Genomic DNA, 12,417 nt, shown 5'->3' on the forward strand with positions numbered 1-12,417 from the left:
CAACAACCAGTACAACTTGGGACCCTCAGTCACAACAGGAACATCATCAGATTCTTGATGCCGTCCGCCACAAGGACGTCGAGCGCGCATGCGGTCTGATTGAGCTGCATGTGCTCGAATCTGCTGAAATTATAATCAAGGCGTTGCGAAACCGGCACGAGCAGTTAGATAAGTTCGTCGACGTTCCGACCTGATTACTCTTGCCACTCTTTTTCAAACTGTTCATCACCCTCAGCAACTGCACACCTTATTTACTACCACATTAAAATTCCCAACGATAGCGCATCCCAAAATAGCAAAACCACAGACACTTTATTTCCTTAGAATTTTTTAGAAAAATTGACTGCGAAATCTACTCGTAGGATAACGCACGTCAATTAAATATCAAAATATACAGGAGACATAAGCATGAAATCAGAACCACTCTATAGAAAGGTGGCATGGAAGTTACTGCCATTCTTGTTTATCAGCTATGTCATAGCCTATCTAGATCGCGTGAACATTGGATTTGCCGCATTGCGCATGCAGCATGATCTCAGCTTCAGTGATACCGCATACGGATTTGGAGCCGGAATCTTCTTTCTAGGATATGTACTGTTTGAAGTTCCGAGCAACATGTTTCTCACGAGAATCGGTGCGCGTAAAACCATCATGCGCATCATGATCGGTTGGGGGATACTTTCCTCTGCCATGATGTTCGTGCAGAATCCAACGCATTTTTACATCCTACGATTCTTCTTGGGTGTATTCGAGGCCGGGTTCTTCCCAGGAATTATCCTTTATCTCACGTATTGGTTTCCCGCGCATTTGCGAGGAGGTATTATTGCAATCTTCATGTCCGCGATCGCGGTTGCCGGTATTGTGGGGGGTCCCGTTTCTGGATGGATCATCACATTTATGGATGGCGTACATAATCTCCATGGATGGCAATGGATGTTTCTCCTGGAGGGGGCGCCAGCAATCGTACTCGGCATCGTCGCCGCGTTCGTTCTGGCTGATGGACCGCAAGACGCGAAATGGCTGACAGAAACCGAGCGCGACATAATTGAACGCGACACCAAAACCCCCAGGGGAAATAGCGCGCATTCCATGGCTTCTGCTGTTCGTGACGCCCGCATTTACGCACTGGCCCTTGTCTACTTTGCGGTGATGTGTGGGTTGTATATTCTCGGATTCTGGCTACCTGGCATGATTAAAAGCTATGGAGTGTCCGATCCCTTCCACATTGGCCTCCTGACCGCAGTCCCGTACATTGCCAGCACTATTGGCATGGTCGTCATTAGCCGACATTCGGACGCGACCGGAGAGCGGAGAAGGCACTTGGCAGGGTCTATGTTCGTCGCCGCAACAGCTCTTGTAGCAAGTACGTTTGTTCCAAACAACTTGATTCTTGGGCTCATCGCTCTAAGCGTGGCAGCAGTTGGCCTCTATGCGTCGATGCCGCTTTTCTGGACTATCCCTACTCGTTACCTGTCGGGGCAAGCAGCCGCTGGCGGAATTGCCCTTATCAATTCGCTCGCTCTGATTGGGGGATTCGTCAGCCCGACCGTGCTGGGCTTCTCAAAATCAACGACTGGCAGCATCAATATTGGTATTTACGTCTTCGCCGTAGTTCTGAGCGTAGGCGCGCTCGTCCTGCTCGTTGCCATGCCGGAAAGGCTCCTGAAAGACTCGAACACTATAGACACCGAATCGCCGAAGGAGAAGCCCGCAATCAGTTAGTAGGGCGGCCTCAATTGTTCAACAGAGAGGCGTGACTGCAGGTGGTACCTATGTGCAGCGTGACATCGAATGCGCATCAGGGTGTGCTGACGCGCCTTTTTTATGAAGTGTGCCATCAACCAATGTAACGACCTCCTGTCGAGGTACAACAGGTAAGGTAGTGAACGGCACCGCAACCGAGCAGTTGGGTTCACATGCCCTAGAGATATATCGGACCCGCACGCGGCATTGAGATCACCGAAGTGATAGCTGCACGAACGCCTTGCAGAACAGCCGGCGGTCCAGAGTTGAAATGCAGATCAACTGTTCGTGAGACCGCGCAGCGTGACTTACGTGGACGACGCGCGGTGGATGTACAGCCTGGTAGCGAAAAAACTGCTTGCCCCCTCCGACTGCATTCCGCCCCTTCCGGCACCGACACCAGCCGGAGAGGCGTAGTGCGTTTTCCACCCTGAACTATTCCGACTGAGTTTTTGCCCCAAAGGAGCGAACACATGGCTGACACTCTCATCAAGGTCGACCTAAGCCAGTCCGCGTACGAGAACGACCAGATCCACAATCGCTGGCATCCGGACATTCCCATGGCGTGCTGGGTAAGTCCCGGTGACGACTTCATCCTTGAGACCTACGACTGGACCGGCGGTTTCATCAAGAACGACGACAGCGCAGACGACGTGCGTGACATCGACCTTTCTATCGTGCATTTTCTTTCCGGCCCCGTAGGCGTGCGCGGCGCCGAGCCCGGCGATCTCTTGGTGGTCGATCTGCTCGACATTGGAGCCAGGCCGGACAACCAATGGGGCTTCAATGGTTTCTTCTCAAAGGCAAATGGGGGCGGCTTCCTGACTGACCACTTCCCGCACGCCCAGAAATCCATCTGGGACTTTCACGGCGTCTACACGAGTTCGCGCCATATCCCGGGCGTGAACTTTGCCGGATTGATTCACCCAGGGCTGATTGGCTGCCTGCCAGATTCAAAGCTGCTGGAAACATGGAACGCACGAGAGACCCAATTGATTGCGACAGCACCCGAGCGCGTACCGCCACTTGCGAATCCGCCATTGGCGGCGACAGCCCACATGGGTAAGCTGACCGGCGTCGCCCGGGACAAGGCCGCCGCCGAGGGGGCACGCACGGTACCGCCGCGCGAGCACGGTGGCAACTGCGATATCAAGGATCTATCACGCGGGTCGAAGGCTTTCTTCCCGGTCTATATAGACGGCGCAGGCCTCTCGGTCGGGGATCTCCATTTCAGCCAAGGCGACGGGGAGATTACGTTCTGCGGTGCCATCGAAATGGCCGGCTGGGTGCACATGCGAGTGAATCTCATCAAGGGCGGCATTGAGAAGTACGGCATTCGGAATCCGGTGTTCCAGCCCAGCCCAATTACTCCGGTATACAACGACTACCTAATCTTCGAAGGCATTTCGGTCGACGAGCACGGTGGGCAGCACTACCTCGACGTTACTGTCGCCTACCGCCAAGCGTGTCTCAATGCGATTGAGTACCTGAAGAAATTCGGCTATTCGGGCGCGCAGGCGTATTCCCTGCTGGGATGCGCACCGGTGCAAGGGCATATCAGCGGGGTAGTTGACATTCCGAACGCTTGCGCGACGCTTTGGCTGCCCACCCAGATTTTTGACTTCGACATCAGGCCGAATGCCGATGGCCCCCGCAGGCAGGTGCACGGCGGCCTGGACTTGCCGTGTTCGCCAGACCTGGTGGAGCCCTAAGCGACATCCGATAGGAGGTTCCTCATGCCCATCTACGACTTCGGGTGCGCAGATTGCGGCCCGTTCTCCGTCCTGCGACAGATTGGAGACCGCGAGAATCCTTGCCACTGCCCAAGCTGCGGCAGAGAAAGCAAGCGCCTGATATGTGCGCCGTCACTCGCGTTGATGGCCGGCTCAAGTCGCGTCGCTCACGCAACCAATGAGCGGGCTGCTCATGCGCCGCGCCAGTCCACCGACGGGGGGCAGCTTCGCCACAGGCAGAGTTGCGCTTGTTGCTCAGGCGAGCGCGCGTCTCTCGCTGGCGTCAGCAAAAAGACTTCTTCCGCCGGCCTAAAGCAACCGTCAGGTCGCCCATGGATGATCAGCCACTAGCGCGGGACGCACGCCAGCGGGTTCAGCTTGTGAGCTTCGCAAGCTGAATCTTGCTTTGCGCCAGGGCCACCACCAGGAACGAGATCGCATGGCCCAAAGAGAAGCCCATCAGATGACGATGGCGGGCTTTGCTCAAATCTCGGAGGTGAATAATGGCACGAGAAAGGCACGATTCTGTAGGAGCGTGCCGACTTCAATGTAAAGCGCTGGCGCGGAGCGGGACGTTGGTGTTCCGCCCGTTCGTCGCCGCCTGCCTCGACGCCGGYCATCCCGGACGGCCGCGCATTGCTTTCGTGCCCGGCATCAACACTCAAATCGGCTATCCTTTATGCCCGCCACTATGGCCGGCTCAGGCCCCAGCTTTTCCACTTATCCGACTGTCCGGATTTCGGCCGCGGCCTCTGTCCCCGCATTTCCAGAATGAAAGGCGCGGCGACTTCGAGCCACGCCTTTCTTACTTCAGGACTCGCCATCGATTGCGAGGAGGCGCACTTCCAGCGCTGCGGCAGCAGTCTTCAGTGCAGGTATAACGCGCTTACGGATCGCAGGAATGTTTGGTTCGACGTCGACGGCGCCACAACTCAACGTCATCAACGTTCTAGAGGTGCCAACCCGGACCGGCAAGGCAATGCCATAGGCATCACGTTGATACTCCCCAACCGACATGCAAACGCCGTTCGATCGCAGATCTTCGAACGCGGCGGCGAGTTTCACTTCCATCATTCCCCTCTGGCCGCTTGCCGAGCGAAGCAATTCGCTGATATATCCGGCACGTGCGCCATCGTCCAGAGCCCACAGGAACGCTCGTCCCACGGACGTTGAGCCCATCGGCAGGAGCGAGCCCACACCGAGCCGCAATGTCGCAATTCTTATGCCGGATCGGTAGGCGATGTATAGCATGTCGAGATGGTTCGGGACCGCAAGCGCAACGGAGACATTCAGCCTGTCGGCTAGGTCTTGCATTAACGGATTTGCCACGCTGATGACCGGGTTGGCTTCCAGGTAGGCATGCCCGATACTCAGGGACCCGGGCGCCAACTCGAATTCGCGGCCTCCGCTGACGCGCCGCAAGAATCCCACGCGAATGAGAGTGCTCGTGAGGCGGGACACGGTTGCCTTCGAAAGGCCGGTACGGCGCACCAACTCGACGTTGGTCAATGGCGCGCGGTCGGCTCGAAAGGCCCGCAGGACCTGTAGTCCGTGCTCCACTGTCACTGTCACGCCTGTCGGATCCGGCATCTGTGTAGTCATGCTGCTTCCTCCGCGCGGTCTTTCCGCAATTTAGGTGGCGAACAATGCCTCCTCCTGCAAGGCATGCGCCGTTGCCGCAAGGCGGGGGCCCAGTTCGCGATCGGTGCGAGCCCGACTCATTCTGGCGCCTGGACCAATGCATGCGATTACCAGCGGTGCATGTCCGGGAAGGTTGACGGGGGTGGCGACTACGCCGAGTTCGGGCTCCCATTCTCCAATTGATGTGCAAAAGCCTGAATTTAACGTCTCGGAAATACCCTCTCCGATGCGACGTCTGAGCCGTGGCCAGTCGCGCGCCATCTTTCGCTCCACATTGCCAAGCAAGTAGAAGCGTTCCAACTCTGGCAAAGACGCGAGCAGCGCCCATCCGAGCGGGGACGAGGCGATGTGCAAGCGCGTTCCAACGGGCAGACGCAAGTCTATCGCCGTACTCTGGCTAGTGCACGTTGCCAGCACGATCAGATCCAAGCGATCGCGAATGGCGAGTACGACGAATGTCTGACTAGCGTCGGCAAAGGCCTGCATCTTGACACGTGCAAGCCTGTGTATCGTGCGATGCGCAATCGCACCGTAGCCCAACGAGAGCACGGCGGCTGATAAGCGGTACTTGCGTCGCTCTCGCGAGTAACGGAGATAGCCCAGAGTAACAAGCGAGTGAAGCATGCGGGAAACAGTAGGAGCCGGAATGCCGGTGTGAGCGGAGATCTCCTGATTACCCAGCCATTGCTCTTCGGGTGTGAAGGCACTAAGCACCGCGAGACTACGTGCGAGGGGTGCAACCATGGGGCCGCTGTCCTTGCCGCGGCCCGCGTCCTCTGCCTGCCGATAAGGATCTCTACTCGATACTGGTAATGCTAATCGAGCGTGTTTTCGGTCTGCCGCTGCAATCTGCCTTGTCATTACACTTTCCGAAGGGAGCGCACACAAAATCATTTAACGAAGCGCGTCAAGGCGGGTCAACCCGGGCTCTCGATATGTTCCGTACATTGAGAGGCACGCGAAAATTGACCGGCGCCTGAGGCATGTCGCCGTGTATGGCTTCGACCACAAGTTTGCAATAAAGCACTCGCGGCGGCTAGTACACGGTCCCATTCTGTATTGCCGATGCCGCCATGCAACCAGTGTATGGCTTTGTAGAACTCGACACAGCCCAATCTGCTTCGCGCTGCGTACAGCTACTCGGATCGAACGGACGGGACACCTGATGGGGATAGGTCTCGCAGCAGGGGACTGTCGCCGTCAATCCAATCGCCGCGCGGGGGGGTGAAGATGTCGTATTCGAGCGTGTCTTCAAGCACTTCGGCTCGATGGGGAGTATTAGCCGGAATTACGACCACTTCCCCGGCTTCTACCAGTACGCCATGCTCGTTGGTCTCGTCCAGCCAAAACCGCATTGCACCCCTCACCACGAACGTGAACTGCTCGTTCGGGTGGGCGTGGAGTGGCACAAGGTCCCCCTTTCTTAAGGTCACTTCGCCGATCATCATGCGTTCCGACGTGATGAAACGGCGCGTGATGCCGCCGAGAATGGTTTCGCTCGGTCGCTCGGACCATCGATAGTGCAAGGCGACTTGAGACATTTTTAGCTTCCGTCATGGTCAGGGGGTCGAGGTTTTATCCGGCCACGCGGCGCGCGAACGGCCAAATCATCGGGGTGATCGCTAACATGCAGCGACGCGGCCTTTTGCGTCAAGCCTGCAAAGGTGATTGTTCCGTACCTCGGAATATCGGGCTCGCCCGATTCGGTGCGTTGAGCGGCCCCCTGTCTGTTTCGGGAGCGGCGCCGCATCAAATGCCTACGAAGCCGGGCGAGCAATTCGCCTCCTGTGCCTAGGCCTAACTCCCTTCGAGATTCCGAAGGTAAAGCTCGCCGCCAGACTGAGATGTCCTATCTAGCCTTTGGATCTTCCCCCGTTTCTGCGGGCCGCAGACCGGCGCGGTCAGCGGCTCCAAGCCGATGGCCGAGGCAAACGCCCTAGTTTTGTCAGCCGTGTGCAATCTGCTGGCTAGGATATTTAGCAGCGACTTCCCATGGGGTTCGGTATTCGAGTTTCGAGCCTGCGTTGCCGGTTGTAGATGCTCGATTTATTCTCGAATGGATGCAATGGCCGGGGCGCGCGTCGCGTACCAATGGTGCTACAACCGCCAAACAACCTTCCCCAGAAGCTCTCTATTGGCGCGTTGTCACAGCAATTTCTTGCACGACATCGGGACCACGATGGTCATGAATGCGGAACTATCTCGAAGTTTTGAAGACGTGCTCCTGCACGCCTACTTCGAAGCGCTCCTCGGCAGAACATCGTTCAGATGAAGCTTGTGTTCTCGACATATTTCCCACAGAAGGTGCCATTACCCCTCAGAGGCTGAATCCCGGTGGGCATGCCGCCGCGCCTGCACACCTCGAAATATGTCGATGCCCCCGTCAAGGGACGGGGACTCGATACTTGTTCGCTGGCCGTGCGCTAGAACACGTGCCTCGCGCCTACTACTAGCCCGGTCTGGTTAATACCGGGCGCAGTTGTTGTGCCTAGCACCACGCCGAAGTTAGAGGCTCCCTTGTTGTTCATGTAGGAAGCATTGGCGTATAGGCTAGTGCGCTTGGAGAGCGCATACAAGGCCGAGAGCGCATAGCTGTTCGCATCGGAGGAGGATCCGCGCATGTCAGTGCGATAAGCGCCCGCGCGCAGTTCGAAGCCGGGCGAAAAAGCGTAGGAAGCACCGACCCAGTAGAGGTTGGAGCGGAAGTTTGGGGTGCTGATGCCGCTTTGAAGATAGCGATAACCTCCCATTAACCCAAGGGCGCCGAAAGAGTAGCTCAGCGCCCCAACATATCGGCGCTCGACAGCGCTTGCCGTGGCGGTAGACTGCCCGCGGCGTTGATCGAAGGCCAGTGCCATTGAGATGTTGCCCGTCGTGTAGGTCGCACCCGCGCTAATCTCCTGTCCGATCCTGAAGGAGCCAGGCACCTCGCCGCCGTTGACTACCGTCGTGTCATAGCCCGGGGTATAAAGTCCCGTCACAGTCAGTCCGCCCAATACGCCCGTGTACTTGATGACATTGTCTGCACGGTTGGTGAACTGCGCGTCTTGCGACAGGATTGAGTAGGTGGAATAGCGCACCGGGTCGAAGGGCACGAAGATATCAAACAGTGTGTTGATCTGCCGGCCCAGCGTGACTTGCCCCCAACTCCCCGCAATGCCCACGTAGGCTTGCCGCCCAAACAGGCGTCCTCCCTGCGCCGAACTTCCGTTGTCGCTGTTGAAGCCGCTTTCGAGAGCAAATACGGCAGCTAGGTCTCCGCCCAGGTCTTCCCTGCCGCGCAGGCCCCAGCGCGATCCCGCCGTATTGCCCGACGCCATGCGATAGACGTTTGAGGAGCCAGTGGCATCGGCGTGATTTACATACTCGATTCCCGTATCGATCAAACCATAGAGGGTCACGCTGCTTTGCGCGTGCGCGCTAGCGTTGCACAGGCCGCAAAATGCGGCAGCCACGGCTGACAAGGTCTTCATATTCATGTCTTCTCCACCATCTCTCTGTTTTTGCTGTAATGCGCCAGACTGCTGCTCCCAGCGTGCGCGCGTTCCGGTCGACAATCGAGCAGCCGGATGTTTCAGCCCGAATGTAGTGGGCCTATTTTTGTCGAATCATCCTGACCGACATCGTGGTGAACTACGCCGGACAATTTACACACGCCGTTTACGACGCGCATCCAGAATGTCTTTTGACGCTGAGGCGACGTCAACCTATCCGCCCCATAGGTTCCGTACTTCGAGAAGGATCACGCATACAGAACGCCATACGCGGACTGAATGCAGCGCCAACTGCATCGTCGGTGTGTGAGGAGACGCGAATCAAAGTACGGAACGAACCTACCGTGACCGTTGACGTACTCGCATTCGACACCGCAGCATAAATATCTGGGAGATCCCTCAGAGGAGAGTACGGAGCATGATCCGAGATGCAATCGGTGCGATAGCTTTTCGCGCTTTGTATGGGGACGGCGGATTCACTATGAAGAACAAAACTGCGACCCATGAATCCCCGCGGGATATCCTTGATGGCATGAAGAGAATGAGTCCAATTTGACCGACCATCACTGAAAAGTAAGAGGGATTGGAACTAACGATGGAGGGGGAAGTGCCGACCATTCTTGAAATTGATCGCGCTTCCTCAGCCGACCGATCGCCAATCGTTATCACGGGATACTGAATCGCAGGCCATCCTGCTTGAGTGTTTCGAAACACAGCGATTTCGCTACGTTCCGCGGCTTAGGACGAGCGAACAGAATGTGCATCGCAAACGGCATGAAGCGCTTCATCACAATCGCGCCGCACGCCGTAAGCCTCACGGTGATCGTATATTGACTCTTACTTAAATGGAGAAATGCGTGAAAAACTCGACGTATGGCTCTTTTTCGACTGGTTTGCCGGCTGACCCGAGAATGGACGCGGAGAAAGAGTTCGAGTTTGCGACCAAGTCGGCCAGAATGGAGCTGAAGCAGGCTAAGGATCGTGCGGATTCAGAATTCTACAAGACGCTTAGAAATACGGCATCGATGGATCAACAAGCGATCTCGAATGCACAGACGCGCTTTGCGCAGGCGTTAGCTATTGCGAGCGAAAACTATCACCAAGCGCTCGCGAACGCTGAACGGGTCCGCCTCCGCACCACTCTCATCACGGAGGCGCCGATCGATCGTAGAGCATCGCCTGCCTCCCTGGACTAGGGGAAGAGCTGATCAACAACGTTCCGAATAACGTTGCCAACGGTTTCGGCTTCGTCCGTGCATTGGATCGCAATGCTCTCGCCCACTGCCGCCTGGGCGCTCGGCACGAACTCTTCGAGGGTTGGGCGGCGCTGCCGAACAGGCCGCCGGCCGCCGCTACCGTCCCAAAACCTGCCGATGCGGATCGATCACGAACTATTTGGGAACCCCGGCATACGAACTCCGCGTATGCCTGCGGCCCCTCTTCAAGGGTAATGAGTTTTACTCCAACCACGTCCGCGATGTGGATGCAGTCCCACAGAATTGCCTGCATGAGTTGCCGGTTGTAACGCATGACCAGCGTTTGTCCAGTGCGAAAGCTGTGTGATTTCGCCCGTCCGAGCGCGAGGCGGATGCTTAGACTGCCACGTCGTGCCGCCGAATCGCTAGCGCCGGGATCGTCGGTCACGTAAAGGCTCAGCGATGCGGTCTTGAAGCTGATGCGCTGGATCGACGAGCTGCATCTGGATGCATCCCTTCGCGGGCGCGCATGCTGGCCCGCCTGTTGCGACGGGAGGGTGTCCAGATCGGCCACCGGCGCGTGGGCACGCTGATGAAGCGCATGGGCATCGAGGCGCTGTACCGTCGGCCGAACACGAGCCGCAGGAATGCGGCGCACAAGATCTGGCCGTACCTACTGCGCGACCGGAAGATCAATCACACCAACCAGGTGTGGGCGCTAGACACGACCTACATTCCGATGGCGCGGGGCTTCGTGTATCTGACGGCGGCGGTGGACTGGGCCAGCCGCAAAGTACTGGCCCACCGGGTGGCGATCACTCTGGAGAGCTGCCATGCTGTCGAGGCGCTTGAGGTGGCCTTTGCGAAATACGGCACGCCGGAGATCGTCAAGACTAACCAGGGCAGCCAGTTCACCGCCGCGCAGTTCACCGACGCCGTGCTTGACCGCGGCATCCAACTGTCGATGGACGGCAAGGGCAGTTGGCGCGACAACGTGTTCGTCGAACGCCTTTGGCGCAGCGTCAAGTACGAGGAGGTCTATCTAAAAGCCTACGACTCGGGTCAGCCATGCGCGCCGATCTATCGCTAACTACCTGACCTGGTACAACCAACGACGACCCCATTCCAGTCTGGCAGACCAGACCACGGATGAGGCATACTTCGCCACACTGCCAGCGATCAAATCGGCAGCCTGACTGCCCCGGCGCTTCCACTTATAAACTCCGGATCTCTGTCCGAATAAGCGAAGCCACCTCTCAGTGCCTTGATTACGATTTCTGCTGACTCGAGCACATGCTGCTCAATCAGACCGCATGCGCGCTCGACGTCCTTGTGGCGGACGGCGTCAAGAATCTGATGATGTTCCTGTTGTGACTGAGGGTCCCAAGTTGTACTGRTTGTGGTTGCGTACATATATCGCAGACGAGCTACATGCAATTCCTCGATCGTGCGCAGCAGTCTCGGCATGCCACACGGTCGAATCAATGCTCCGTGAAAAGCGCGGTTACAGCTTTCCCATTCCTCGATATCCGAGGCATGGTTGCCGCGTTCGATTGCTGTGGCTGCGTCAGCGATATCACTGTCCCTGATAAGCGGTACTGCTACCCGCAGCGCCAAGGTTTCCAATGCCGCTCGCATCCTTGTGATTTCTACGAGGGACGCTTCGTCGAGATGCGCAACTCTGACGCCCTTGCGGGGCTCGCTGAGCACGAGCCCCTGTGATTCGAGCCGACGAAATGCTTCACGTACAGGTACATGACTGATGTTGAACTCGTGTGCGAAGGTGTCTTGGCGCAACCGCTCGCCGGGCTTCAACACACCCTTGATGATGCGATCCGCCAATACCTTTGCAATCCGTTCTTGCAAAGTCATATCTGTTGTTTCGTCCACCATAAGCTCACGAGGAATCAATCAAGACGACAGTTCAAAATTGCGTGCACCCCGTCGCCTGAGTGCAACCCCAATGCATCAAACCAGCAACACTACCCCACGGAGGCGGCGGTAATGTACCGTCATTTTACACATGGAGGCAGTCCGCCCCTTTGGTGGACTGCCGAAACGTTCGCCAATCCTAGGAACGACTTCGCTAGTATTTCCCACGAACGAAGCGCAGCTCGGGCAGGTGTAACGGAATCCCCGTAGTTGGGGCGACCGAATCCGTTCAGCGGCAGGGCCACACAGCGGGCAATTGGCTGGCTCTGGAAGCATGGCTGCTGCAGTACTTGGTCTTGCCGGAAAGGACAAGGTGATCCTTCTGAGGCGACCGACCTCCTCTGCCATACCTTAAGTTTCGATGTAGAGGGCACGCTATTGCACTTACGCGGTTTTGCGCCCCCCGTCCTGCAATCATCGGCGTTTCCTTGTCCCTCAGTTCGCACGCGTCGGCCAGCGGGATTTTCCCGTCCGCCGCCAGTAGTACCGAATTCTTCATTGGCGCCTGGATCATTTCGTCGGCAATGGCACCGTGGTCGGACGAAGCCATGCTGGATGCGGTGCGCGCCTATGCGCTGGAGCAGGTGCGCGCGCAGGCGCACCTGGGGTGGTGATCATCGACGACACCAGATTCCCGAGAAAAGGCCAGCATTCCGTTGGCATAGCAAGGCAGTAGCC

General features: G+C 57.2%; 10 protein-coding genes and 3 pseudogenes. 7 read left to right on the forward strand and 6 right to left on the reverse strand.

Annotation, left to right across the window (positions count from 1 at the left end):
• From AC1DK4_RS28280 to AC1DK4_RS28295, 4 genes and pseudogenes are all read left to right on the forward strand, one after another.
• Positions 1-194: pseudogene (locus AC1DK4_RS28280) on the forward strand (hypothetical protein); the annotation flags it as partial.
• A 214-nt stretch (positions 195-408) separates the two neighbouring features.
• The gene (locus tag AC1DK4_RS28285) at positions 409-1,722 is read left to right on the forward strand and encodes an MFS transporter (protein ID WP_441624327.1); all 1,314 of its coding nucleotides are present in this window, start codon (positions 409-411) and stop codon (positions 1,720-1,722) included.
• Between the two features lie 494 nt (positions 1,723-2,216).
• Positions 2,217-3,455, forward strand: a complete 1,239-nt coding sequence (gene fmdA / locus AC1DK4_RS28290) for a formamidase (RefSeq protein WP_477131915.1) — start codon at positions 2,217-2,219, stop codon at positions 3,453-3,455.
• A 24-nt stretch (positions 3,456-3,479) separates the two neighbouring features.
• Complete coding sequence (locus AC1DK4_RS28295) at positions 3,480-3,827, forward strand: FmdB family zinc ribbon protein (RefSeq protein ID WP_441624324.1); 348 nt, start codon at positions 3,480-3,482, stop codon at positions 3,825-3,827.
• Positions 3,828-4,286: 459 nt separating this feature from the next.
• Here AC1DK4_RS28295 and AC1DK4_RS28300 read toward each other — a convergent pair whose 3' ends face one another.
• The 4 genes from AC1DK4_RS28300 to AC1DK4_RS28315 form a co-directional block, all read right to left on the reverse strand.
• Positions 4,287-5,078, reverse strand: coding sequence for an IclR family transcriptional regulator (locus AC1DK4_RS28300; RefSeq protein WP_441624322.1), 792 nt, complete (start codon positions 5,076-5,078; stop codon positions 4,287-4,289).
• Between the two features lie 30 nt (positions 5,079-5,108).
• Positions 5,109-5,861 (reverse strand): IclR family transcriptional regulator, encoded by a 753-nt coding sequence (locus tag AC1DK4_RS28305; protein ID WP_441624320.1) that lies wholly within the window; start codon positions 5,859-5,861, stop codon positions 5,109-5,111.
• 392 nt (positions 5,862-6,253) lie between these two features.
• Positions 6,254-6,658, reverse strand: coding sequence for a cupin domain-containing protein (locus AC1DK4_RS28310; RefSeq protein WP_441624318.1), 405 nt, complete (start codon positions 6,656-6,658; stop codon positions 6,254-6,256).
• 882 nt (positions 6,659-7,540) lie between these two features.
• Positions 7,541-8,596 (reverse strand): porin, encoded by a 1,056-nt coding sequence (locus tag AC1DK4_RS28315; protein ID WP_441624316.1) that lies wholly within the window; start codon positions 8,594-8,596, stop codon positions 7,541-7,543.
• Between the two features lie 872 nt (positions 8,597-9,468).
• Here AC1DK4_RS28315 and AC1DK4_RS28320 point away from each other — a divergent pair.
• Positions 9,469-9,807 (forward strand): hypothetical protein, encoded by a 339-nt coding sequence (locus AC1DK4_RS28320; RefSeq protein ID WP_441624314.1) that lies wholly within the window; start codon positions 9,469-9,471, stop codon positions 9,805-9,807.
• Between the two features lie 195 nt (positions 9,808-10,002).
• On the opposite strand, the pseudogene AC1DK4_RS28325 reads toward AC1DK4_RS28320, so the two are convergent.
• A pseudogene (locus AC1DK4_RS28325) lies at positions 10,003-10,264 on the reverse strand (formaldehyde dehydrogenase, glutathione-independent); the annotation flags it as partial.
• 13 nt (positions 10,265-10,277) lie between these two features.
• Between AC1DK4_RS28325 and AC1DK4_RS28330 the strand changes: the two are divergent.
• Positions 10,278-11,003: pseudogene (locus AC1DK4_RS28330) on the forward strand (IS3 family transposase); the annotation flags it as partial.
• Here the strand turns inward: AC1DK4_RS28330 and AC1DK4_RS28335 are convergent.
• A complete protein-coding gene (locus AC1DK4_RS28335) occupies positions 10,987-11,679 on the reverse strand; it encodes a GntR family transcriptional regulator (protein WP_477131916.1) in 693 nt (230 codons plus the stop codon). The pseudogene AC1DK4_RS28330 and the gene AC1DK4_RS28335 overlap by 17 nt on opposite strands.
• A gap of 592 nt (positions 11,680-12,271) precedes the next feature.
• On the opposite strand from AC1DK4_RS28335, the gene AC1DK4_RS28340 reads away from it, so the two are divergent.
• Positions 12,272-12,415: a hypothetical protein gene (locus tag AC1DK4_RS28340; RefSeq protein ID WP_477131917.1), complete on the forward strand. Its 144-nt coding sequence runs from the start codon at positions 12,272-12,274 to the stop codon at positions 12,413-12,415.
• Positions 12,416-12,417 lie beyond the last annotated feature (2 nt).

It is taken from the genome of Cupriavidus sp. 05N38 (assembly GCF_056397345.1).